Raw genomic sequence first — 21,822 nt, 5'->3', positions numbered from 1 at the left:
TGAAACGAGTACGCGCCCATGATAGTGAGGTTCCCCTCGCGAAAGTAGGTCATCGTCAGACTAACTCATACCAAAACCCCCGCCAGCACAATCCGCTGGCGGGGGTTTTTGATTTAGAGGGGCGGAAAACGGCGCCAGGCTTACAGCCGGCCGCCGCGACGGAGCGGCTGTCGGTTCGTCAGAGCAGGAACAGCGTGGCGAGGCCGAGGAAGATGAAGAAGCCGCCGGAGTCGGTGAGCGCGGTGATCAGCACCGAACTGCCGATGGCCGGGTCGGCACCGAGGCGGATGCGGATCATCGGGATCAGCACGCCCGCGGTCGCAGCCAGCAGCAGGTTCAGGGTCATCGCCGCGGTCATCACCAGGCCGAGGGAAACGCTGCCGTACAGCCACCAGGCCAGCACGCCGAGCAGCCCGCCCCACACGATGCCGTTGAACACGGCGACACCGACTTCCTTCTTGAGCAGGCGGTTGCGGGCGCTCTGTTCGACCTGGCCCATGGCGATGGCGCGCACGATCATGGTGATGGTCTGGTTGCCGGAGTTGCCGCCGATGCCGGCGACGATGGGCATCAGCGCAGCCAGGGCGACGAGCTTCTCGATGGAGTTCTCGAAGGCGCCGATCACCCGCGACGCGATGAAGGCGGTGACCAGGTTTACCGCCAGCCATGCCCAGCGGTTTTTCACCGAATCCCACACCGAGGCGAAAATGTCTTCTTCCTCGCGCAGACCGGCATGGGCGAGGATCTCGTGCTCGCTCTCCTCACGGATGAAGTCGACCGCGTCGGCGACGGTCAGGCGGCCGATGACCCGCTTGTCGGCATCGATCACCGGTGCCGAGACGAGGTCGTAGCGTTCGAAGGCCTGGGCAGCCTCGCTGGCATCGTCGTCGGGCTGGAAGCTGATGACGGGCTCGCGCCGCATGACCTCGCTGACCTCCAGTTCGGGGTCGCTGATCAGCAGTTTTTCCAGCGTCAGGATGCCCTTCAGGTGATCGTCGCGGTCGACCACGAAGAGCTTGTCGGTGTGGTCGGGCAGTTCCTCGAAGCGGCGCAGGTAGCGCAGCACGACCTCGAGGGTGACGTCCTCGCGCACCGTCACCATGTCGAAGTCCATCAACGCGCCGACCGAGTCCTCCGGGTAGGACATGGCCGCGCGCAGTTGTTCGCGCTCCTCGCTGTCGAGGGACTGGAAGACGTCCTGGATGACTTCCGGCGGCAGGTCCGGCGCCAGGTCCGCGAGCTCGTCGGCATCGAGGGTCTCCGCCGCGGCCTTGAGCTCGTGCGTGTCCATCGTCTCGATGAGCGACTCGCGGACCGCGTCCGAGACTTCCAGCAGAATCTCGCCGTCCCGCTCCGCCTTGACCAGATCCCAGACGAACAGGCGCTCGTCGAGGGGCAGGGCTTCCAGGATGTAGGCGATATCGGCCGGATGGAGCTCGTCGAGCTTGTGCTGCAGCTCGGCCACGTGCTGCTTGTGCACCAGGTTTTCGACCAGATCGTGGCGCGGCATGTCCTGCCGATGGACGAGGCCTTCGACCAGCTTGTGGCGCGCCAGCAGGTCCTGCACCTCGCGCAGGTGCTGCTGCACGTCGTCGGGATGGCGCTCGTCTTCGGGGGTCATGGGCGTGGGCGATTCGATGCGGTGGCGGTTCAGGGCAGAGCCCTGCGAATTCTACGGCGTTCGCCCCGCCGGTGCGACCCCGAAATGATGGCCGGAAGCGGCGTTCCGGCTACGGAATGCGCGAATAATGCATGCGTGCGCGAACACGTTCGGCATGCGCCGCGAGTTGGGCGCCGAAGCGCCGTTCGTAGCGTCGCGGGTTGGGCAGCATGACCGCCAGACGCGCGGCCTCCGCGGGGCCCAGGCGGGAGGCGGAGAGGCCGAAATGGTGGCGTGCTGCGGCTTCGGCACCGAACACGCCGTCGCCCCATTCGACCACGTTGAGGTACACCTCGAAGACGCGCCGCTTGCTCCAGGTGCTTTCGATCATCACCGTGAGCACCGCTTCCTGGGCCTTGCGCAGGTAGCTGCGCGACGGCGACAGGAAGAGGTTCTTCGCCAGTTGCTGGGTGATGGTCGACCCGCCGGACGCGGTGCGGCCGCGCTCCTTGTTGCGTTCGAGGGCGCGCTGGATGCCTTCCCAGTCGAAACCGTAGTGTTCCATGAAGCGGTCGTCCTCGGCCGCGACCACCGCGCGCTTGAGATGCACCGAGATGCGCTCGTAGGGTACCCATTGGTGCTGCAGCTCGGCATCGGGGCGCTTGCGGCGCAGTTCCGTCAGGCGCAGCTCCATGAAGCTGGTGGTCACCGGGTCCGCGTGCTTCCACCACAGCACCCAGCCGAAGAACCAGAGCTGGGTGAGCAGCAGCAGCGCGACGAGGACGGCCAGCGCCCAGTACGCCCAGTGCAGCGGTCGTTTCATCCCTGGGCGATCTGGCGGCGCAATTGGGCGAGGACGGCGGCGGTCTCGGGCCGGACACCCCGCCACAGCAGGAAGCTTTCCGCGGCCTGCTCGACGAGCATGCCCAGGCCGTCGGCGACCGCGGCGGCGCCGTCCTGGCGGGCGGTGGCCATGAAGGGCGTGTCGCCGGAGCCGTACATCATGTCGTAGGCCGGCGCGCCCGCGGCGTAGAGGCCCGGCGGCAGGTCCGGTGCCTGGGCCGACAGGCTGGCTGCGGTGGCGTTGATCACCACGTCGAAAGACGAGCCGGCGAGTTCTGCGAAGCCACATCCGGCCGGTTGCGGCCCGTTTGTGCGGTCGGCGAAAATGCGCGCGAGTTCGATTGCCTTGGACGCGGTGCGGTTGGCGATCACCAGCGCGGCGGGGTGTTCCGCGAGCAGGGGCAGGATGGCGCCGCGCGCAGCCCCCCCCGCACCGAGCAGCAGGATGCGGCGGCCGGTCAGCGGAACGCCCAGGTTGTGGGTCAGATCGCGTACCAGGCCGGCACCGTCGGTGTTGTCGCCGAGGATGCCGTGGTCGTCGAACAGCAGCGTGTTGACGGCGCCGGCGGCTTCGGCGCGCGGCGTGCGCCGATCGGCGAGGGCGAAAGCCTCCAGCTTGAAGGGCACGGTCACGTTGAGGCCGCGTCCGCCCGCGGTGCGGAAGGCCGCGACCGTGTCGGCGAAGCCGTCCGGTGGGGCGAGCAGGGCTTCGTACTGCAGTTGCTGGCCGGTCTGGGCCGCGAAGGCGGCGTGGATGGCCGGCGACTTGCTGTGGGCGATGGGGTTGCCGACGACGGCGTAGCGGTCCATGGCGGGTCAGTTGGCGCGCATCTGGTCGGCCTTGGTGAAGGTCCAGGTGCGGGTGATCTCGAGCAGGTCGGTATCGCTGCGGATGTCGGGCGGGAAGGGTGCGAAGGGTGCGGCGAGGCGGATGATGCGCTGGGCCGCGTCGTCGAGGATCTTGTGGCCCGAGGAGCGCACGATGTCCACCGCATCGACCGAGCCGTCGGCGCGAATGATCACGGTCAGCATCAGGCTGCCGTACAGCTTGCCGCGCGCCGCATCGGGGTAGTTCAGGGTGCCGATGCGCTCGACCTTGAGGCGCCAGTCCTCCACGTACTGCGCGAAGCGGTATTCGCGCGCGCGGGCGCCGATCTGTTTGCGCCGGGGGCGGCGGGAGTATTCCTGCAGGTCGCGCTCGATCTGCGCTTCGAGGCGGGCCATGGCCGCGGCGCTGTCGAGCAGGTCTACGCCGGACACTTGCCGCGGGGCCTCGGCCGGGGTTTCGCGCGGCGGCTCGGTGGTCAGCCGGGCCTGCGCCTGCGTCCTGGTCAGCGTCTCCTTGCGCGGCGCTTCCACGCTCTCGGCGCGGCGCTGGGCATTGATCATGGCGTCACCCTCGCGGCGGGTCTCCTGCGGCGGCAGCGGCGAGCGCGGGCGCAGGTTCTGCTCGGAGGTGCCGCCGCCGTCCAGGTTGGCCTGGGCGAGCACGTCGGCCTTGTCCGGCGCCTTGGCGTGGCGCGCGTTGACCAGCACCACCTCCAGGCCGCGGTCGCGGTTCGGCTGCTTGTCCGCCTTGGGCATGGTAAAGCTGACGGTGAACAGCGCCGCGTGCAGCGCGAGCGAAACGGCGAACGCGACCTTGATCAGCGACAGCGAGCCGACCGCTGCTGCCACCCGTGATGCCGCGGCGACCCGCGACGCCGCCGGGGCCTTGCCGGCGGAAGGGTGGCGGGGGGGAGTCGGGCGTCGTTTTTTCTGCATGGGCGGATTTTACGATCCTTCGAAGATCGACAGACCGTTCTCCCCCGGTTCGGGTTCGGCCAGCGTGGCGACGTAGCGCGCATGCACCTCCACGTCCAGCAGGTCGCTGCCCTCGACGGCCAGCTTCACGCGGCTGCCGGGGTATTGCAGCGGCAGCGAGGCGACCTTGAACATCAGCGGCACGCTGTCCAGGCGGACGAGATTGTCGCGCACCACGACGGCCTCGACTTCCTTCACCGCCTGCTGGCGCAGCCAGCGCACGCACCAGTAGCGTTCCATGTGGCGCTGGAACTCGGAATAGGCGGCGTAGGTGAGTTCGAAATCGCGCAGCGCGGCCATCAGGTCGGTAGACTTGGGCGCAAAGGCGGGCTCGCCGCCGGAGAGCACGGCGATGATCTGCCACTGGTTCACCAGGTCCACGTAGCGGCGCAGGGGCGAGCTGGACCAGGCGTAGCAGTCCACCCCCAGGCCCTCGTGGGGGCCGGCCACGGTGGCCATGCGCACCTTGCCGCCGCTCTGCACGCGGTACAGGCCGGGCACGTTCACCTCGTCCAGCAGCTTGCCCCAGGTGGAGTTGGCCAGGATCATCAGTTCGGCCACCAGCTTGTCCATGGGCGAGCCGCGCCGGCGCTGGCCGATGCTCACGTAGCCGGGGCCGTCCGCGGTCTCGGTGTGCCAGTCCACGTAGAAGCTGTGGTCCACCTGGTTCTGGTTGGCGGAGGCCTTGCCGCGCCCGGCTTCCAGTACCGTGGCAAGATCCCACAGCACGGTCAGTTCGCGCTTCCATTCGAAGTCGGGGCCGCCGTGGTGCAGGGTGTGCTCGTTGAACACCGGCTCGATGTCGTGATGGCGCAGGTTGGCGACGATGGGCACGATATCGACGCGGCTTTCCTGCGCCGCCACCGAGAGGTCGGCGTTCACGTCTAGGTACAGCGACACCGCCGGGCAGTCGCGCCCGGCGGCCAGGGTGAAGGTCGTCACCACCTCGTCGGGCAGCATGGTGATCTTGTTGCCCGGCATGTAGACCGTGGACAGCCGCCGGCGCGCGATGGCGTCCAGCGCCGAGCCGCGGGCGAAGCCCAGCGCCGGCGCGGCGATGTGGATGCCCACCCGCCAGCCGCCGCCCGCGCGCGGGGTCACCGAGAAGGCGTCGTCGATCTCGGTGGTGGTGGCGTCGTCGATGGAGAACGCGGCCACGTCGGCGCGGGGCAGGCCGGCCGGCAGCAGCGGCGCCTCGAAGGGCGGGAAGTGCACGCCTTCGGGGAAGTATTCGAACAGGAAGCGGTTATGGTGCAGCTCGTAGCTGGACGCGAGCGCGCCGCACTTGAGCAGGAGGCGCGGCGCGGACAGGCCGGCGTCCACGCAGGCGGCTTCCAGCGCCTTGACCTCGGGGCGGTTGCGGTCCGGGCGGTAGAGCAGTTGCGGCAGCATGCCGGCGAACTCGGCCGGCAACTGGCCGCCCAGCAGTTCCTCGCGCATGCGGTCGATGGCGGCGGCCTGCTGGCGCTTCTTCTCCAGCCCGGCCAAGGCGGCCTGCAGGATGTCGGCGGGTGCCTTGCGGAAACGGCCCTTGCCCTTGCGGTGGAAATACATGGGCGCCGAATGCAGGCGCAGCAGCACCGCGGCGGCTTCGACGGCGGAGGGCGGGTGGCCGTGGTATTCGGCGGCGAAGTCGGCGAAGGCGAACTCCTCGTCGCCGCACACTTCCCACAGGAACTCGGTGTCGAGCTGTTCGGCCTCGGCTTCGGCGCGGGCGAGCAGGTCCGCCGGCGCCGGTTCGCGGAAGCTCAGCAGCACGCTGGCGCGCTTGAGCTTGACGCGCTTGCCGTGGGTGGTCTCCACCTGCAGGGAGGCGTCGTTATCAGCGAGCACGGTACCGGCCTTGAAGGCCCCGTCCTCCTCGAACAGCACGAACATCGGAACCGCCGGAAATTGAGCAAGCCCGATAGTTTAGCGGATTCGGGGCTGCCGGTCCGGCTCATCGGCCGGAGCGGTCCGCCGCAGCATGTCCGCCGAATAGAGGGCGAGGGCGGCCCAGATCAGGGCGAAGCCGATCAACTGCCCCCCGTCGAAAGGCTCGCCGAACACCAGCACCGCCAGCAGGAAGTTCAGCGTGGGTGCGATGTATTGCAGGAAGCCCACCGTGGCCAGGGGCAGGCGCTGCGTGCCCACCGCGAACAGCATCAGCGGCACCGCGGTGAGCACGCCGGCCAGCGGCAGCAGCCAGTCGGTGGATGCCCCGCGGCCGAAGGCCAGCGTGCCGTGGGCACCCAGCCAGGCCAGGTAACCCAGCGCCAGCGGGGCGGTGATCAGCGTCTCGACGAAGAGGCCACTCACCGCGTCCACCGGCGCGCGCTTGCGCAGCAGGCCGTAGAAGCCGAAGGTCAGCGCGAGGAAGAGCGCGATCCACGGCGGGCTGCCGACCTGGACGACGCGCCACAGCACGCCGGCTGCGGCCAGCCCCACCGCCAGCTTCTGCAGCGGGCGCAGGCGCTCGCCGAGGAAGATTCGGCCCAGCAGCACGCTGACCAGCGGGTTGATGAAGTAGCCCAGGGCGGCTTCCACCAGGCGGCCGGCGGAAATGGCCCACACGAACACCAGCCAGTTGCTGCCGGTGAGCAGCGCGGTGAATGCAAGCAGGCCCATCAGCCGGGGCTGGCCGCGCAGGCGGGCGAGGCCGTCGAAACCACGCCACAGGGCGAGCAGGGCGGCGAGGAAGAGCGCCGACCACAGCACGCGGTGGGCGACCACTTCCACGGGCGGCACGCTGCCCACCGCCTTGAAATAGATGGGCGCAAGCCCCCAGGTGGTGAATGCGGCCAGTGCCGCGAGCACGCCGGTGCGTTGGCGGTCGGCCGTCTGCGCGGGCGTCATGGGTTGGCCGAAGCGATCAGGGCCACCGCTTCGACGGTGTAGCCGTCGCCGCTCCGGTGGACTTCCAGTTCGAGGGCGACTTCGGCCCGCAGCCGCTGCTGCATGGTCGCGGGCAACTGGGCCAGCGCTTCGGCCGCACCGCCGGCCAGGCTCAGGAAGGCGTCCCAGTAAGCCGCTCCGTCGTCGAAGCGGCATTCGAAGCGGCAGGGTTCGATGCGGATGTCGCGGAAGCCCGCATCCGCCAGCGCGGCCCGCAGCAAGGCCGGGTCGCCATAGCGGAACACGGACGGGCGCGCCACGCGGGGAGCCGGCAGCAGGCGCGCGATGCAGTCCTGGGCGCGGGCGATCAGCGGCACCTCCTCGGCGCGGCCCCATACGGACAGCGCCAGCCGGCCGCCCGGACGCAGCACGCGGCGCATCTCGGCCAGGGCCCGGTCCGGGTGGGGGAACATGAACAGCGCCAGGCCGGCGAGGACGTGGTCGAAGGCGGCATCGGGCAGGCACAGGTGTTCTGCGTCCGCCGCGGCGCAGGCGAGCACGGTGCAGCCGTCGGCCACGGCGCGGCGGGCGCCTTCGGCCAGCATGCCTTCGGCGATGTCGCTCGCCAGCACCCAGCCGCCGGGCGCGACCCGGGCGGCGGCCTCGCGGGCGAGCAGGCAGGGGCCGCTGGCGAGATCGAGCACGCGCTGGCCGGGCGCCAGCGCGGCGGCGTCGAGCAGCGCCCGGCCGAGTTCCTCGCGCAGGTGGGCGCCGTCGGCATAGGCCGCGGCAATGCGGTTGAAGCCCTTGCGTTCCAGCGTCTTGAAGCGGCGGGCGTCGAAGGCGGGGGTGTCGCTCATGACAGTCCGGCGAAGGCGAGGATGTCGTCCAGGTAGTCGTTCCAGCGCGAAAAGCCGTGGTCGCCGCCTTCCAGCACGGTCTGGCGGGCGCCGGCGTACTTTGCCACCGCGTCGCGGTAGTCCAGCACCTCGTCGCCGGTCTCCACCAGCAGCCAGAAGTTCTGCGGGCGCGTGATGCACGGCACCTCGATGGCGCGCAGTTCGTCCAGGTGGGCGCGGGTCAGCTCGAAGCGCTCGCCGGTGTACAGGTTGTCCTGCCAGCCCAGCCAGGGTTCGAGGGACAGGGCGGCGACCACGGCGGGATTCACCAGCACCGCGCGCAGGTCGTGGCGTTCGGCGAGCCAGGTGGCGTAGTAGCCGCCCAGGGAACTGCCCACCAGGGTGGGGGTGAGCTCCGGGTACGCCTTGCGGGCGCGCGCGATTTCGGCTTCCAGGCGGGCGATGGCCGCGGTCGGGGACACCGGCAGCTGCTCGCACCAGAAGCGCCCGGCCAGGCCGCGGTCGGCCATGTGCTGCCGGAGGGCGGTGGCCTTGATCGAGGCGGGAGCGGAGCGGAAGCCGTGCAGGTAGATGATCATCGCCGGAGCATGCACGAAGTGGCTGTAAAGACGGAAGTCTATCCGCCGCGGACGGCCGGCGACCGGCACAGTTTGCGTGCCGGCGGCCGGGCCGCCGGGTTCCTCATGCTGCGGTGAGTTCCTCCAGCCGGGCGAGCCAGATCAGCGCGGCGGCGCTGTCGCTGCCGCACATCTCACGGCTGGGGGCGAGGCTTGCGCACACCGCCGGACGGCGCGGGTCGCCGAACAGGCGGCACAGGCCCCGTTCGTCCAGTTGCACGCAGCGCACGCCGGCCGGTTTGCCGCCCTCCATGCCGGGAATGGGCGAGGAGATCGACGGCGCGATGCAGCAGGCGGCACAGCCGGGGCGGCAGTCCATGGCGGCTGTTTCCTCTATTTCCGCGCGGTGCTGACCGCCTGCCACCAGGCCAGCACGGCGTCCACGTCGGGCGGGAGCAGTGTCGAGTCGCCGCCGGTGAAGGTCTGCCAGTCGGGCACAAAGCGTTCAGCCACCGTGGTGAGCAGGGGTGTGCCGCGTGCGGCGGCCAGGCCCATCTCGGCGCGCAGGCCGCTGCCGCCGGCTTCCTGGGCGCCGAACTTGTTGAACAGCACCAGCTCCGCGCCGTCTTCGATGGCATGCCGCACCGCGACCGCCGCCCGGGCCAGCGCGCCGGGGTCCAGCCGGCACGCCTCCGAACCGCTGCCCAGATTCTGGGTGATGCTGAAACGCGCGCCGGTGCTGACGTCTTCCAGCTCCATCTCGCAGGATTCGTCCGGCGCGTCGCGTGCGTCGCAGGTCACGACTCCGCCCACTGCCACGCCGCGCGAGGCCAGCGCCGCGGCCGCCGCACGCATGACGGCGCCCACGTCCAGTGTGGGCGGATAGACGACGGCGGCGATGGGCAGGGGAGCGGTGCTCATGGCGGATGAACGCGGACGGCGGGCGTCCATTGTCGCACCGCGGCGCGACGGGCCCAATCCCCTGCCCGTTGCAGGGGAAATCCGCCGCCGGGACGGAAAGAGCCACCCATATGCTTGACAGACGTCCGGGTGTCGTCTTCAATTGATTCATTAGATACGCTCGTTTGATCGAATCATGCCTTCACGCAAAGCTCTCCATTCCGTGCGCGAACCCGCGCTTGCCTACTCCGTGGCCGAGACCGGGGGGGCCAGCGTGCTCGCCTACCTGCATGCGGACTCTGCGCTCGAACGTGACCACATGGTGCGGGGGGGGTTCGAACCCGCCTCGCTCGATGCCTTCGCCAGCCAGTTCGGCCGCAGCGGGCGCAGTCTCGCGCAACTGCTCGGCGTGGCGCCGGCCACCTACGACCGCCGCGTGCGCGAGGGCAAGCCCCTGTCGCAGGACGATTCGGACCGTATCGCGCGCCTGATCGAGGTCGAGCGCGCGGCGATCCGCGTGTTCGGCGACGAGGACGCGGCGCGGCAATGGCTGGCGTCGCCGGTGCCGGTGCTGGAAGGCGCGGTGCCGATCAGCCTGCTGGCGACCACGCCGGGCCATCAGGCGGTGATGAACGCGCTGCGGCGGATCATGGCGGGCACGGCCGCCTGATGGCGACCCTGTGGCGGCTGGCGCAGGACTGGGTGGACCTGGACAGCGGCGCCGTGCTGTGCGCGGCGGAGGATTTCTCCTGCGCCGGTGCGGGTGCCGCGGCCGTGGGCGGGCGCTGGAACAGCGTCGGTTCGGCGGTCATTTATCTCGCCGACAGCGTCGCCCTGGCGCAACTGGAACGGCGCGTGCATACGCCCTACCGCCCGCCGGCCGGGCAGGTGCTGGTGGAGGTGGACCTGCCGGCTTCGGTGCTGGCCGCGGCCCGCATCATCGACCCGCCGGCCGGCTGGGACGCGTCCAATACCGACTGGAGCGTGGGCCGCAGCGCCGCCCAGGCGCTGGGGGACGCCTGGCTCGCGGAAGGGGCGACCCTGTTGCTGCGCGTGCCTTCGGTGGTAGTGCCGGTGGGCTGGAACTACCTGCTCAATCCGCGCCACCGCGACATGAAGAGGGTAACGACCCGGCGCATTCCCTACGCGCCCGATGCGCGGCTGTGGTGAGGCCGGGCCCGGCGGCTACACGTTCCGGTAGACCTCGGCGCCGCTCCTGACGAATTCCACCGCCTTCGTCTCCATTCCCTTCGTCAGCGCCTCGTCCTCGGCGATGCCTTCCCTGGCCGCGAAGTCGCGCACGTCCTGGGTGATCTTCATGCTGCAGAAGTGGGGGCCGCACATGGAGCAGAAGTGGGCGACCTTGGCGGATTCCTTGGGCAGGGTCTCGTCGTGGAATTCCTTGGCCTTGTCCGGATCGAGGCCGAGGTTGAACTGGTCTTCCCAGCGGAACTCGAAGCGCGCCTTGCTCAAGGCGTTGTCGCGGACCTGCGCGCCCGGGTGGCCCTTGGCCAGATCGGCGGCGTGGGCGGCGAGCTTGTAGGTGATGATGCCTTCCTTGACGTCCTGCTTGTTGGGCAGGCCCAGGTGCTCCTTGGGCGTCACGTAGCACAGCATCGCGGTGCCGTACCAGCCGATGGTGGCGGCGCCGATGCCGCTGGTGATGTGGTCGTAGCCCGGCGCGATGTCGGTGGTGAGCGGCCCCAGGGTGTAGAAGGGCGCTTCCTTGCACCATTCGAGCTGGAGATCCATGTTCTCCTTGATCAGGTGCAGGGGCACGTGGCCGGGGCCTTCGATCATCACCTGCACGTCGTGCTTCCAGGCGATGTCGGTGAGCTCGCCCAGGGTACGCAGTTCGCCGAGTTGGGCGTCGTCGTTGGCATCGTAGATGGAGCCGGGGCGCAGGCCGTCGCCCAGGCTGAAGGCCACGTCGTAGGCCTTCATGATTTCGCAGATGTCCTCGAAGTGGGTGTAGAGGAAGCTTTCCTTGTGATGCGCCAGGCACCACTTGGCCATGATGGAGCCGCCGCGGGACACGATGCCGGTCATGCGGTTGGCGGTGAGCGGGATGTAGCGCAGCAGCACGCCGGCGTGGATGGTGAAGTAGTCCACGCCCTGCTCGGCCTGTTCGATCAGCGTGTCGCGGAAGATCTCCCAGGTCAGTTCCTCGGCTTTGCCGTCGACCTTTTCCAGCGCCTGGTAGATGGGCACGGTGCCGATGGGCACCGGGCTGTTGCGGATGATCCACTCGCGCGTTTCGTGGATGTTCTTGCCGGTGGACAGATCCATCACCGTATCGCCGCCCCAGCGGATGGACCAGGTCATCTTGTCGACCTCTTCGGCGATCGAGGAGCCCAGCGCCGAGTTGCCGATGTTGGCGTTGATCTTCACCAGGAAGTTGCGGCCGATGATCATCGGCTCGGTTTCCGGGTGATTGATGTTGGCCGGGATGATGGCGCGGCCCCGCGCCACCTCGTCGCGCACGAATTCAGGCGTGATCTCGGCGGGGATGGCGGCACCGAAGTTCTGGCCCGGGTGCTGGCGGGTCAGTAGGGCGGCCATCTTCTGGCCGGTGGGGCCGGCGTTCTTCAGCGATTCGATGTACTCGGCGCGGCGCAGGTTCTCGCGGATGGCGATGAACTCCATCTCCGGCGTGACGATGCCGCGGCGGGCGTAATGCATCTGGGTGACATTGGCGCCGGCCTTGGCGCGCAAGGGCTTGCGGTGCAGGCCGGGGAAGCGCAGCTCGTCGAGCTTCGGATCGGCGGCGCGCTGGCGGCCGTATTCGGAGCTGAGGTCGGGCAGCACCTCCGTGTCGCCGTGCTCCTCGATCCAGCGCTGGCGCAGCGCGGGCAGGCCGGAGCGGATGTCGATCTTCGCCTGCGGGTCGGTGTAGGGCCCGGAACAGTCGTACACGGTGATGGGCGGATTCGGCTCGGCGCCGAAGGAGGCCGGGGTGTCGGACTGGGAGATTTCGCGCATGGGCACGCGGATGTCCGGGCGGCTGCCCTGCACGTAAATCTTGCGGGAGTTGGGCAGGGGTGCGACGGCGGCTTCGTCCACGCGGGCCTGGGTGGCGATGAAGTGGTCCTTGGCGTTCATGAATGCTCTCTCCTGGGGTGTGGGTTCTTGTGGGAGCGGGCTTGCCCGCGATGAGCGGCTTTCTGCGCCATGATCGCGGGCGAGCCCGCTCCTACAGTGCGCGCCTCGGCCACAGTGCGTGGAAATGGTGGACCGGGCCGTGGCCGCTGCCTACCGCCAGTTCGTCGCCATGGGCGATGGCGTCCAGCAGCCACTGGCGGGCCTGGCGCACGGCGGCTTCGGTGCCATGGAAACTGCCCGCGTGCTGGGGCAGCAGCGCGGCGATGGCCGAACTCAGCGTGCAGCCGGTGCCGTGGGTGTTCTTCGTTTCGATGCGCGGCGCGGGCAGCTCGATCATGCGGTCGCCGTCGAACAGCAGGTCGATCACCTCATTGCCCGGCAGATGGCCGCCCTTGAGCAGTACCCAGCGTTCGCTCGAAACCGGAAGGAGTTCGCGCAGGCGTTCGGCGGCGCGGTACATCTCCTTCACCGATTCCGGCGCGCGCTGCTCCAGCAGCACGCCAGCCTCGGGCAGGTTGGGGGTGATCACGAAAGCCAGCGACAGCAGGGCCTCGCGCAGCATGGCGATGGCCTTCCTCTCCAGCAGCGTATCGCCGCTCTTGGCGACCATCACCGGGTCCAGCACCACGTTGGCGGCCTGCCAGTGGGCGAGGCGCTCGGCTACCGCGGCGGTCACCTCCGCGCTGCCCAGCATGCCGATCTTGGTGGCGTGGATGGCCACGTCGGCGAACAGGGTGTCGATCTGCAGGCGCAGGAAATCCACGGGCGGCACGTGCACGCCGGTGACCGCCTGGGTGTTCTGCGCCGTGAGCGCAGCGACGACGCCGCAGCCGTAGGCGCCCAGCGCCGAGAAGGTCTTGATGTCGGCGAACACACCCGCGCCGCCACTCGGGTCGATGCCGGCGATGGACAGTACGCTGGGGATGCGGGAGGGAGACGTGCTCACGGCCGGACCTCCCGGTGCGGGACTGCCGGAACGAAAGCGGAAGGACGGACTGCAGACATGGGACGCGTTTCCCTACGCCGGTGCGAGCCGGATCAGGTTCCAAGGGTCTCTCTCAGCCCACCGGATACCGGACGTCGGTGGCGGGCACCCCCAACGGTGAATGCGGGACGATACTGGATGCCCCCGCCGAAGGCAAGGCGGAGGGGGCGACGGACGGGCAGCGCTCAAGAATCTCCGCGCGCGGCCGAAGACTATGTTCGAGCCGATACCGTTTTCCGCACAAACGATGACCAGCCCGACCTCCCGCTCCACCCTCGCCGCCCTCGCCGCTGTGCTCGGCAGCGTTGCCTTCGTCCCGGACGTCCACGCCGACGCATGGGCCGTGGTGATGCACGACAACAGCCGGCGGGTGGAGATCGACCGCGGCTCCATCATCGACGCCGGCGGCGCCACCAAGGTCGCCTGGGGGCGCGCGGTGATGTCCGCGGAGGAAGGGCGCCGGGTTGGTTACACCACGGTCAAGGCCCTCAACCGCTACGATTGCGCGAACCGCGCCTTCTTCACCGTCAAACGGGTCTATCTGGACGAGGAGCACCGCGTGCTGCGCGAGGAGACGGTGGTGGACCAGAACGTGGTCATGGTGGCGCGCAACAGCGTGGACGAACGCATGTGGCGCGAGGTGTGCCGGCCGGCCAGCGCGGCCGAACTGGCCCAGGTCGCCCGCAAGGCCGCCGAGGCCGTAGAGCCGGTGAGTGCCGCGGCGGGCGGGCGCACGATCCGTGTGGATAGCGTTGCCGACGACGGCGTGGACGCCATCGAGCGCACCATCGCCAGCCGGCAGCAACAGATGGCCGCTGCGCCCGCTGCGGCGCCTGCCCCGCGTGTTGCCGGGAAGGGTGCCAGGAGCAAGGCGGCCGGCAGCGCGCGGTGGACCTACGATGGCGCCACCGGCCCCGAGACGTGGGGGCGGATGCGCCCCGAATGGGCGCTGTGCCAGCAGGGCCGCCGGCAGTCGCCCGTCGACCTGCATGACGGCATCGGCGTCGAACTGGAGCCGCCGCACTTCGATTTCCGTCCCGCCCGTTTCCGCGTCGTCGACGGCGGGCACACCCTGAGCGTGCAGGTGGGCGAGGGCATGGGCATGGAAGTGCGCGGCGTGCGCTACGGGCTGGAAGGCCTGCGTTTCCACCGTCCGTCCGAGATTCGTATCGACGGTCGGGCCAGCGACATGGCGGCGCATTTCGAGCTGCGCACGCCGGAAGGCCGGCGGGCGATCCTGGCCGTGCAGCTCGAACGCGGCAGCGAACCCAACCCGGCGCTGCAGGCGGTGCTGAACAACCTGCCGCTGGAGCGTGGCGGGCATTACATGCCGGCCGCCTCCCTCGATTTCGCCGCCCTGCTGCCGGCCGGCAGCGGGCACTACCTGTTCATGGGTTCGCTCAGCCAGCCGCCCTGCACCGAGGACGTGCTGTGGGTGGTCATGAAGCAGCCGCTGCCGGTGTCCGACGCGCAACTGGCGATCTTCGCCCGCCTGTACGCGCCCAACGCCCGTCCGGTGCAGCCGGCGAACGACCGCCTGGTGCTCGAATCGCGCTGAGGGCGCCTTTCAGTCCTTCGCGAGCGCCTCGCCGAGGAAACGTTCCAGGCGTGGATGGGTGGTGAAGGCCACGTTGAGCCGCAGCCACGGGCTGGCCTGCATCTGCGGGCGGAACAGCTTCCCCGGCGCGAGCATGATGCCGGCTGCGGCGGCGCGGGTGGCCAGCGCGGCCACGTCGTCCACGCCGGGCGGGCGCGCCCACAGGAAGACGCCGCCCTTGGGCTCCAGGTAAACCTCCAGGCCCGTCCGCTCCAGCATCCGCAGGCTGGCCTCGGTGGCCTGCGCCAGCCGGCCCTGTAGGCGTTCCACGTACTTGCGGTAGTGGCCGTCGGTGAGCATCTGGTAGATCAGTTGCTCGTTGAATTCGGACGAGCTCACGCTGGTGAGCGTCTTCACGTCGGTGAATTCCGCCGCCAGGTCCGGGCGCGCGGCCAGGTAGCCCACGCGCAGGCTGCCGGACAGGGTCTTGGAGAAGCTGCCGACGAAGATCACCCGGTCGAGCTGGTCCAGGTTGGCGAGCCGGGTCGTGGCGTGGGGGTGGAAGTCGGCGTAGGTGTCGTCCTCGATGATGAGGAAGTCGTGCTTCTCCGCCAGTTGTAGGATGCGGAAGGCCTTGGCCGGGGAGAGGTTGGCGCCGGTGGGGTTGTGCAGCACCGAATGGGTGAAGAACACCTTGGGGCGGTGATGGGTGAGCAGTTCCTCCATCTGCGCCACGTCCGGCCCGTCCGCCTCCCGCGCCACGCCCACCAGCTTGGCGCCCTGCAGGCGCAGGTTGCCGAAGAAGTTGAAGTAGCCGGGGTCGTCCACCAGCACGGTGTCGCCCGGCTTGATCAGGTGGCGGGCGACGATGTCCAGCGCGCGGGTGGCGCCCTCGGTCAGCACGATCTGCTCGGGCGGCGCGCCGATGCCGAACTCGGCCAGCTTGATCTGCAGTTGCTGGCGCAGGGGCAGGTAGCCCTGGGCCGTGCCGTAGGCCGTGAGCCGCGCGTCCGGCCGGCGCGAGACGGCGCGCAGGTGGCGGCGCAGGCCCTCGCCGTCCAGCCACTCGCAGGGCAGCCAGCCGGCGCTGGCCTTGATCTGGCCGGGGCTGTCGTCCAGGGCCTGGCGCATCAGCCAGGCCACGTCCACGGCCCGGTCCACCGGCGCGGGCAGGCGGTTCTCGCGCCGTTCGTTGCGCGGCGCCACATAGAAGCCCGAACCGCGCCGGGAGCGCAGATAGCCCAGCGCCACCAGCCGGTCGTAGGCCTCCACCACCGTGAAGCGGCTCACCCCCTGGGCTTCGGCCAGGCGCCGGATGGGCGGCACGCGCATGCCGGGGCGCAGGATGCGGTCCTCGATCTGGTTGCGGATGCCGCCCACGATCTGTTCCACCAGCGGCGTGGGCTGGCCGTGTTCGAGGCTCAGTTGCAGCATGGGTGTCTCCGTGGGAGCGGCCAAATTGTCATGAAGTGTCTTGGTAGGTCTGTGGGATTGTCAAGGGCAGTAACGACGAGCGCGTGGGATATTGGCAATGCCATCAACAACTTGAGCAGGGCCGGCAACCTAGTGTGGAGGTGGTTTTCATTCAAATAAGACACGCAGAACCACCAAGGTGAATTTCTACTCTCGAGCTGATTGGAAATTTACATTGAATAATCTAATGGCTTATGATAAGACATGCTTGCTTACGTGGTTCGAAGGACAGAAGAATAGGTGGCGGCCCCAATAGAGGTCGCAGATGAGTTGGCTATTGAAAGTACCCAAGGGTTCAATGTTTGACGCTGCCGAGCGTCAAACATCATAAAGGGACGGAACATGGCTGCTGGGAGGGATTGCCTGGTGAGGTTGCCGAATGTCGCACCTTGTAGCGTCTTGCGACGAAGAATCAACGAAGCACGAGGTTTCACCTTGCTGGAACTCCTCGTCGTGGTCGCCATCATCGGCCTTCTGGCCGGATACGTCGGTCCGCAGTATTTCGGGCAGATAGGCAAAGCGGAGGCTCGCGCGGCAAAAGCACAGATAGTCGCCTTCGAGACTGCGCTTGACCAGTACCGTCTTGATGTTGGCAGTTACCCGTCTTCCGAAAATGGGCTGAATGCCCTCATCAAGGCGCCGGCGGGCGTCTCGAAATGGGCAGGGCCGTACCTCAGGAAGGACAAGGAAATATCGTTCGACCCATGGGGTAACCCGTACCAGTACCGCTTCCCTGGCGAACATGGCCAGTTCGACCTTTTCTCTTATGGGCGGGACGGCCGTGTCGGCGGTGAGCGGGAAGACGCCGATATCACTAACTGGTAATCATGGCGTCCTATCGAGCGAAGGTCTTCAGTGAGGAGACCGGCCTGGTTCGACGACAGGTGGATGCCACGTCGCGTTCGGAGGCGCAGGCGAGCCTCCAGCGGGCTGGGTTCCGGGTCGTGTCCATTGCCGAATCCGATCGGTGGCGCGTCAGCGGAGCGTTGTTCGCTAAACGGCTCGATCACACGCGTTTTGCTCAGGAGGTATATACCCTTCTGGATGCGGGTCTTTCCCTGACCGAGGCGCTACAGGCACTTAGGAGGTATGACGTGGGGGATGAGGCCGAGGCCATCCAGCGGGTGCTTTCTGCCTTGCGCAGCGGCAAGCGCTTCTCCTGTGCAATCGAGGAGGCGCGGCCTAGTGTGCCGCCACTGCTCGTCGGGTTGGTGAGCGCGTCAGAGCAGACTGGCAACTTGAGCGAAGCGTTGGGGCGCTATGTGGCCTACCGGGAGAAGGTCGACGGGGTGCGCAAGCGGTTGTTCACGGCACTAATCTATCCGGCGCTGCTCATGAGCGTGGGCGTGCTCGTTGTCATCTTTTTACTCGGCTTCGTGGTGCCGCGCTTTGCGTCGGCTTACGAAGGCGTCGTTCAGAATGTACCTCTCGTGTCACGCTTGATGATCGAGTGGGCGGCAATGGTCCGTGAAAACGGCAACTGGCTACTTGCAGGCACGTTCGTCGGAGTATTTGTAATGGTGAGCCGTGCAAGGCGGGCACTCGCGCGACGGGGTCTCGCGGGCGTGGTCGCATGGCAACCGACGTTGCGGGCGCGTACCAGAGATTACGATCTGTCGCGCTTCTATCGCACGGTCGGGCTCCAGATGCTCGGCGGCATCCCGGTCGTTCGCGCGCTCGAGATGGCGGCCGACTTGCTGCATGGCGCAGACCGGGATGCGGTGGAGATGAGTGTTGCTGACTTGCGCGGCGGGCTGTCGATTACCGATGCCCTGACGAAACGCGGGCTTGCTCCTCCAGTTGTGTCCGATCTCCTGCGCGTGGGTGAGCAGTCGGGCCAACTCGGTCCGCGCATGCTTCGCATAGCGGATTTCCTGGACGAATCCGTTTCGCGTTGGATGGAGGCATTCACCCGGTTGTTCGAGCCGCTGGTCATGCTTGGCCTGGGTATCTTCGTGGCCGGTATCGTCGTGTTGCTTTATCTGCCCTTGTTCGAACTGGCGGAGAACATCCGGTGATCGCGTTCCTGGAGAGCCGTTAGGATGTACGCTGACTATTTTGCCGAGCGGGCCGGCATGCCTGCGTCGCTCCTGACCATGCTTCCGGCCTTCGGGGCCATCCCCTTGGCCGAGGCGCGCATACATCGGTGCGTACCGCTTCGGGATGCCGCCGGCAGTCTTATTGTAGTGGCCTCTCCGTCAGATCGGATGAAGGTGATGCAGTGGCTGGACGGGCGTGTGGATGAACCGTACGCCCTCATCGAAGCGCCCGCCGAAGCGGTCCAGCAGGCTCTGGAGCACCATGCGGCCTCGACGAAGGCGCTCGATCTCATTGGCCTTTCCCACGGAGAAGAAAAAGGGGGGCGGGATGTGGCCGAGATACTGTCGCTCGACCGTATCCAGGAAGAAGCGAGTTCCACGGTCAGGCTGACCAATTCCATCCTTTACGATGCCTACCGGTTGGGGGCGAGTGACATCCACTTCGAGACCACCGTGCAGGGGTTGCGCGTGAAGTATCGGCTCGACGGCGTGCTTGTTGTCGCGAGCGAGTTTCCGGGTGTGCAGCGTGCCGAAGAGGCGATTTCGCGCCTGAAGATTATGTCCGAACTCGACATCGCCGAGCGCAGGGTTCCGCAAGATGGGCGCCTGCGCGTCACGATCGAGGAGCGGGATATCGACATCCGCGTATCGATCATGCCCAGCATTCACGGCGAAGACGCGGTGCTGCGCATTCTGGACAAAACTGCGCTGATGGACCATCTGCGCAACCTCACACTGGAAAGCCTCGGATTCGCGCAGCCAGACATCCAGCACTTGCGCAGGCTGGCTCGCGAACCGTATGGCATGCTGCTTGTGACCGGCCCGACCGGCAGCGGCAAGACCACGACGCTCTACGCCATGTTGAGCGAGATCAACGACGGTCGCGACAAGATCATCACCGTCGAGGATCCTGTCGAGTATCAACTGCCCGACGTTCTTCAGATACCGGTAAACGAGAAGAAGGGACTCACGTTTGCGCGCGGGCTGCGCTCCATCCTGCGGCATGACCCGGACAAGATCATGGTTGGCGAGATTCGCGACCCCGAGACCGCGCAGATCGCGGTGCAGTCGGCCCTGACCGGGCATCTGGTATTCACGACGGTGCACGCCAACAATGCGCTGGACGTAGTGGACCGGTTTCATCACATGGGCGTCCCGCTGCACAGCTTCGTGACCGCCCTCAATGCCGTGCTCGCCCAGCGGCTGGTCCGTGTCAACTGCCCGCGCTGCAGCGCCCCATACACGCCGGCTACCGAACTTCTGGACGATTCGGGTATCCCCGCCGACGCCGTCGGATTCGACTTCCGCCGCGGACGCGGCTGCGAATGGTGTCGGGGTACCGGTTACAAGGGACGGCGGGCTGTTCCGGAACTGCTGCGTCTCGATTCGGACATTCGCGAAGCCATCGTCGACCGGATGCCGCAACGGCAATTGCGGGAGCTGACCCGCAAGCGTGGCATGCTGCCCCTGCGCGAGGCAGTACTCGAACTCGTGCGGCAGGGAGAAACGACGCTGGAGGAAATAAACCGTGTCACTTTTGTGGAGTGAGCGTACCGTGGCTTATGTCGGCCCCATCGAAATCGGCGCGACTCACTGCGCTCGGGGGCTGCGGGGTGCGACTCTCTATGCCAGCCTGCCGGCATCGCCGTTGCGCGATGGGTGGCCGCCGCTACGTGAACTCCTCGCAAGTTTCCCGGCACGGCGCGGCATGGTCGACGTTCTCCTCGCTTCCTCGCTGGTCCGGTTCATGGTGATACCCAGCGATGCCACGATCGATTCGCGCGCCGAACGTAGCGCCTATGCCGAACTGCTGTTCGAGCGCGAGTTCGGTATGCCCGCGGGTAGCTTCATACTGCAACTTGCGGACGATGCGCTTGACCGCGCGGCTCTAGCCTGTGCGATCGACCGTCATGCCTTGGAAATGACCATTGACGACTGCGGCGGTGCCAGCCAAGTACGCACGGTGGTGCCGCTCTTCGTGCAGGTATTCAACGAAGTGTGCCGTTTGCTGACTACCGGGGCACTCGCCATCGCCGAGGCCGGCCGGATCACGTTGGGCATCTTCGCGGGGGAGGAATGGCGTACCGTTGCCTCCAGGGCATATGTGCCTAGCGATAGAAGCATCCTCGCGAAAATGCTCCAGGACTACGCACCCGTTCTGCCTGAAGGAGGGAACTGCTACCTGTTCGATCCTGCAGAGCGGCTCGGTAGGGACGTGCCCGAGCCGTGGACGCTGCACATCATTCCCGCTGGCAACGCCTCGTTTCCCTTCGCCGCGTGTGGACTAGTCCGATGAGACGGGTTGTCATCGACTTCTCCCCGCTGCCCAGGCGTGGATACCGGCTCGACGCGGCACTTCTAATGCTCGGGATCGCTGCCGTCGGGTTGACCGGCTGGTGCTACGTCCTCCTCGACGAGCGCAACGAAGCCTTGACGGATCGCGCCGGAGCGCTGCGGCGCCAGATTGAGCGCACGAGGTTGGTCTGGGCCGAAGCGGGCGGGGCACCAAACGCGGCGCGACCCTCGTCCGTACAAGCACGGACGAGCCAGGATTGGTCCTCGCTTGTTCAGCGGATCGAACGCTCGGTTCATGACGAGGTTACTTTCCTCTCCCTGCAGGTCGGCACCAAGGGCTCAGCCATCGAAATCCTGGCCGAGGCAAAGAACAGCACCGCCATGTTTGCCTTCATGGGCCGCCTGGCCCATGAAGGCGGCTTTGGTCCGGTCGCGTTGCGCCACCAGGAAGTCGCGTCCGACCATCCCTATAAACCAGTGCGCTTCAGCCTGACAGTGGGGTTCGATTACGACGATGAATGAACTGAAGGCGCTCGGCCCTGCCGGTCTGCTGGGGATTGGCCTGATTTGCTTCGCATGCTCATTTGCGCTGGGCAGCGTATGGCCGATGTGGACGGCATACGGGCGCCTTCAGGTCGAACTGGATGCGCTGGAGAATAGCCACGCTCAACTGCGAACGTCCCTGCGAACGCTCGGCACCGGCCCGATGGTGGATGGAACGGCGCAAAGACTGCCTGAAATGGGAGAAATCCATCTACGCCTTCAGGCAATTCAGGCCATCGCCGTCGAGGAAGGGCTGGAACTGGCTCGTGTAGGTTACGGCATGGAGCACGACGGCGCGTCCGGCGAGATGCACTACACGGCAACGCTGCCCATACGGGCATCTTAGGAAGTGCTGAACAAATGCCCGCGGACCGATTTCGAGCGCGTATCAGTGACGGGCTTTCGACTTTGATGGCGTTTTTCGCTTCCGATCGGGTCGTCCTCGGGCTGTTGCCCTCCGTTTTTGCTCCT

Annotated in this window: 22 protein-coding genes and 1 riboswitch; of the genes, 9 read left to right on the top strand and 13 right to left on the bottom strand. The window is 67.5% G+C overall.

Features of this window, described 5'->3' with window-relative positions:
- Positions 1–178 precede the first annotated feature (178 nt).
- From mgtE to E6O51_RS21440, 10 genes are all read right to left on the bottom strand, one after another.
- Entirely contained in the window at positions 179–1,621 is a 1,443-nt protein-coding gene (mgtE, locus tag E6O51_RS21485) for a magnesium transporter (RefSeq protein WP_136387082.1), read from the bottom strand.
- A 109-nt stretch (positions 1,622–1,730) separates the two neighbouring features.
- Entirely contained in the window at positions 1,731–2,423 is a 693-nt protein-coding gene (mtgA, locus tag E6O51_RS21480) for a monofunctional biosynthetic peptidoglycan transglycosylase (RefSeq protein ID WP_136387081.1), read from the bottom strand.
- Positions 2,420–3,253 carry a shikimate dehydrogenase gene (aroE, locus tag E6O51_RS21475; protein ID WP_136387080.1) on the bottom strand — a complete coding sequence of 278 codons (834 nt, stop codon included), beginning with the start codon at positions 3,251–3,253 and terminating at the stop codon, positions 2,420–2,422. Before aroE ends, mtgA begins: the two co-directional genes overlap by 4 nt.
- A gap of 6 nt (positions 3,254–3,259) precedes the next feature.
- Positions 3,260–4,207, bottom strand: coding sequence for an energy transducer TonB (locus tag E6O51_RS21470; RefSeq protein WP_136387079.1), 948 nt, complete (start codon positions 4,205–4,207; stop codon positions 3,260–3,262).
- A gap of 9 nt (positions 4,208–4,216) precedes the next feature.
- A complete protein-coding gene (locus E6O51_RS21465) occupies positions 4,217–6,124 on the bottom strand; it encodes a ribonuclease catalytic domain-containing protein (RefSeq protein ID WP_136387078.1) in 1,908 nt (635 codons plus the stop codon).
- Positions 6,125–6,157: 33 nt separating this feature from the next.
- Complete coding sequence (gene rarD / locus E6O51_RS21460) at positions 6,158–7,081, bottom strand: EamA family transporter RarD (protein ID WP_211091494.1); 924 nt, start codon at positions 7,079–7,081, stop codon at positions 6,158–6,160.
- Positions 7,078–7,920 carry a class I SAM-dependent methyltransferase gene (locus tag E6O51_RS21455; RefSeq protein WP_136387077.1) on the bottom strand — a complete coding sequence of 281 codons (843 nt, stop codon included), beginning with the start codon at positions 7,918–7,920 and terminating at the stop codon, positions 7,078–7,080. The genes rarD and E6O51_RS21455 overlap by 4 nt, the downstream gene beginning before the upstream one ends.
- Positions 7,917–8,498: a YqiA/YcfP family alpha/beta fold hydrolase gene (locus E6O51_RS21450; protein WP_136387076.1), complete on the bottom strand. Its 582-nt coding sequence runs from the start codon at positions 8,496–8,498 to the stop codon at positions 7,917–7,919. The genes E6O51_RS21455 and E6O51_RS21450 overlap by 4 nt, the downstream gene beginning before the upstream one ends.
- 103 nt (positions 8,499–8,601) lie before the next feature.
- Positions 8,602–8,856: a YkgJ family cysteine cluster protein gene (locus E6O51_RS21445; protein WP_136387075.1), complete on the bottom strand. Its 255-nt coding sequence runs from the start codon at positions 8,854–8,856 to the stop codon at positions 8,602–8,604.
- A gap of 14 nt (positions 8,857–8,870) precedes the next feature.
- Positions 8,871–9,398, bottom strand: a complete 528-nt coding sequence (locus tag E6O51_RS21440) for a DUF2478 domain-containing protein (RefSeq protein ID WP_136387074.1) — start codon at positions 9,396–9,398, stop codon at positions 8,871–8,873.
- Positions 9,399–9,573: 175 nt separating this feature from the next.
- Between E6O51_RS21440 and parS the strand changes: the two genes are divergently transcribed.
- Both parS and E6O51_RS21430 read left to right on the top strand, forming a co-directional pair.
- Positions 9,574–10,047, top strand: coding sequence for a type II RES/Xre toxin-antitoxin system antitoxin (gene parS / locus E6O51_RS21435; RefSeq protein ID WP_136387073.1), 474 nt, complete (start codon positions 9,574–9,576; stop codon positions 10,045–10,047).
- Positions 10,047–10,547 carry an RES family NAD+ phosphorylase gene (locus tag E6O51_RS21430; RefSeq protein WP_136387072.1) on the top strand — a complete coding sequence of 167 codons (501 nt, stop codon included), beginning with the start codon at positions 10,047–10,049 and terminating at the stop codon, positions 10,545–10,547. The genes parS and E6O51_RS21430 overlap by 1 nt, the downstream gene beginning before the upstream one ends.
- A gap of 15 nt (positions 10,548–10,562) precedes the next feature.
- Here E6O51_RS21430 and thiC read toward each other — a convergent pair whose 3' ends face one another.
- Positions 10,563–12,479: a phosphomethylpyrimidine synthase ThiC gene (gene thiC / locus E6O51_RS21425; protein ID WP_136387071.1), complete on the bottom strand. Its 1,917-nt coding sequence runs from the start codon at positions 12,477–12,479 to the stop codon at positions 10,563–10,565.
- Positions 12,480–12,570: 91 nt separating this feature from the next.
- Positions 12,571–13,425: a bifunctional hydroxymethylpyrimidine kinase/phosphomethylpyrimidine kinase gene (thiD, locus tag E6O51_RS21420; RefSeq protein WP_136387070.1), complete on the bottom strand. Its 855-nt coding sequence runs from the start codon at positions 13,423–13,425 to the stop codon at positions 12,571–12,573.
- Between the two features lie 52 nt (positions 13,426–13,477).
- A riboswitch (TPP riboswitch) is annotated at positions 13,478–13,587 on the bottom strand.
- A 124-nt stretch (positions 13,588–13,711) separates the two neighbouring features.
- On the opposite strand from thiD, the gene E6O51_RS21415 reads away from it, so the two are divergent.
- Positions 13,712–15,022, top strand: coding sequence for a carbonic anhydrase (locus E6O51_RS21415; protein WP_136387069.1), 1,311 nt, complete (start codon positions 13,712–13,714; stop codon positions 15,020–15,022).
- A 9-nt stretch (positions 15,023–15,031) separates the two neighbouring features.
- Here the strand turns inward: E6O51_RS21415 and E6O51_RS21410 are convergent, their stop codons facing one another.
- On the bottom strand, positions 15,032–16,435 hold the full coding sequence (locus E6O51_RS21410; protein WP_136387068.1) for an aminotransferase-like domain-containing protein: 1,404 nt from the start codon (positions 16,433–16,435) through the stop codon (positions 15,032–15,034).
- Positions 16,436–16,816: 381 nt separating this feature from the next.
- On the opposite strand from E6O51_RS21410, the gene gspG reads away from it, so the two are divergent.
- The 6 genes from gspG to E6O51_RS21380 all read left to right on the top strand — a co-directional run bounded on the left by gspG (position 16,817) and on the right by E6O51_RS21380 (position 21,697).
- The gene (gene gspG / locus E6O51_RS21405; RefSeq protein ID WP_136387067.1) at positions 16,817–17,299 is read left to right on the top strand and encodes a type II secretion system major pseudopilin GspG; all 483 of its coding nucleotides are present in this window, start codon (positions 16,817–16,819) and stop codon (positions 17,297–17,299) included.
- Between the two features lie 2 nt (positions 17,300–17,301).
- The gene (locus E6O51_RS21400; protein ID WP_136387066.1) at positions 17,302–18,492 is read left to right on the top strand and encodes a type II secretion system F family protein; all 1,191 of its coding nucleotides are present in this window, start codon (positions 17,302–17,304) and stop codon (positions 18,490–18,492) included.
- Between the two features lie 24 nt (positions 18,493–18,516).
- Positions 18,517–20,061 (top strand): GspE/PulE family protein, encoded by a 1,545-nt coding sequence (locus tag E6O51_RS21395; RefSeq protein WP_136387065.1) that lies wholly within the window; start codon positions 18,517–18,519, stop codon positions 20,059–20,061.
- Positions 20,062–20,221: 160 nt separating this feature from the next.
- Complete coding sequence (locus tag E6O51_RS21390) at positions 20,222–20,809, top strand: hypothetical protein (RefSeq protein WP_168735361.1); 588 nt, start codon at positions 20,222–20,224, stop codon at positions 20,807–20,809.
- Positions 20,806–21,330, top strand: coding sequence for a hypothetical protein (locus E6O51_RS21385; protein WP_136387063.1), 525 nt, complete (start codon positions 20,806–20,808; stop codon positions 21,328–21,330). The genes E6O51_RS21390 and E6O51_RS21385 overlap by 4 nt, the downstream gene beginning before the upstream one ends.
- On the top strand, positions 21,323–21,697 hold the full coding sequence (locus E6O51_RS21380) for a hypothetical protein (protein WP_136387062.1): 375 nt from the start codon (positions 21,323–21,325) through the stop codon (positions 21,695–21,697). The genes E6O51_RS21385 and E6O51_RS21380 overlap by 8 nt, the downstream gene beginning before the upstream one ends.
- The last annotated feature ends 125 nt before the right edge of the window (positions 21,698–21,822 follow it).

The sequence above is a fragment of the Pseudothauera rhizosphaerae genome, from assembly GCF_004801305.1.
In the GTDB taxonomy this organism is placed as follows: Bacteria; Pseudomonadota; Gammaproteobacteria; order Burkholderiales; family Rhodocyclaceae; genus Pseudothauera; species Pseudothauera rhizosphaerae.
Note: the sequence above shows the minus strand (reverse complement) of the source record. Positions and strands in the feature narration are given on the sequence as shown.

Excerpts from the sequence above, each read along its gene's own strand:
- E6O51_RS21390 (WP_168735361.1), top strand. The coding sequence starts at position 20,222 with ATGGTCGACGTTCTCCTCGCTTCCTCGCTGGTCCGGTTCATGGTGATA.
- E6O51_RS21385 (WP_136387063.1), top strand. The coding sequence starts at position 20,806 with ATGAGACGGGTTGTCATCGACTTCTCCCCGCTGCCCAGGCGTGGATAC.
- E6O51_RS21415 (WP_136387069.1), top strand. The coding sequence starts at position 13,712 with ATGACCAGCCCGACCTCCCGCTCCACCCTCGCCGCCCTCGCCGCTGTG.
- E6O51_RS21410 (WP_136387068.1), bottom strand. The coding sequence starts at position 16,435 with ATGCTGCAACTGAGCCTCGAACACGGCCAGCCCACGCCGCTGGTGGAA.
- parS (WP_136387073.1), top strand. The coding sequence starts at position 9,574 with ATGCCTTCACGCAAAGCTCTCCATTCCGTGCGCGAACCCGCGCTTGCC.
- thiC (WP_136387071.1), bottom strand. The coding sequence starts at position 12,479 with ATGAACGCCAAGGACCACTTCATCGCCACCCAGGCCCGCGTGGACGAA.
- E6O51_RS21455 (WP_136387077.1), bottom strand. The coding sequence starts at position 7,920 with ATGAGCGACACCCCCGCCTTCGACGCCCGCCGCTTCAAGACGCTGGAA.
- mgtE (WP_136387082.1), bottom strand. The coding sequence starts at position 1,621 with ATGACCCCCGAAGACGAGCGCCATCCCGACGACGTGCAGCAGCACCTG.
- E6O51_RS21440 (WP_136387074.1), bottom strand. The coding sequence starts at position 9,398 with ATGAGCACCGCTCCCCTGCCCATCGCCGCCGTCGTCTATCCGCCCACA.
- E6O51_RS21470 (WP_136387079.1), bottom strand. The coding sequence starts at position 4,207 with ATGCAGAAAAAACGACGCCCGACTCCCCCCCGCCACCCTTCCGCCGGC.
- aroE (WP_136387080.1), bottom strand. The coding sequence starts at position 3,253 with ATGGACCGCTACGCCGTCGTCGGCAACCCCATCGCCCACAGCAAGTCG.
- E6O51_RS21430 (WP_136387072.1), top strand. The coding sequence starts at position 10,047 with ATGGCGACCCTGTGGCGGCTGGCGCAGGACTGGGTGGACCTGGACAGC.
- E6O51_RS21465 (WP_136387078.1), bottom strand. The coding sequence starts at position 6,124 with ATGTTCGTGCTGTTCGAGGAGGACGGGGCCTTCAAGGCCGGTACCGTG.
- E6O51_RS21380 (WP_136387062.1), top strand. The coding sequence starts at position 21,323 with ATGAATGAACTGAAGGCGCTCGGCCCTGCCGGTCTGCTGGGGATTGGC.
- E6O51_RS21395 (WP_136387065.1), top strand. The coding sequence starts at position 18,517 with ATGTACGCTGACTATTTTGCCGAGCGGGCCGGCATGCCTGCGTCGCTC.
- gspG (WP_136387067.1), top strand. The coding sequence starts at position 16,817 with ATGGCTGCTGGGAGGGATTGCCTGGTGAGGTTGCCGAATGTCGCACCT.
- E6O51_RS21450 (WP_136387076.1), bottom strand. The coding sequence starts at position 8,498 with ATGATCATCTACCTGCACGGCTTCCGCTCCGCTCCCGCCTCGATCAAG.
- rarD (WP_211091494.1), bottom strand. The coding sequence starts at position 7,081 with ATGACGCCCGCGCAGACGGCCGACCGCCAACGCACCGGCGTGCTCGCG.
- mtgA (WP_136387081.1), bottom strand. The coding sequence starts at position 2,423 with ATGAAACGACCGCTGCACTGGGCGTACTGGGCGCTGGCCGTCCTCGTC.
- E6O51_RS21445 (WP_136387075.1), bottom strand. The coding sequence starts at position 8,856 with ATGGACTGCCGCCCCGGCTGTGCCGCCTGCTGCATCGCGCCGTCGATC.
- E6O51_RS21400 (WP_136387066.1), top strand. The coding sequence starts at position 17,302 with ATGGCGTCCTATCGAGCGAAGGTCTTCAGTGAGGAGACCGGCCTGGTT.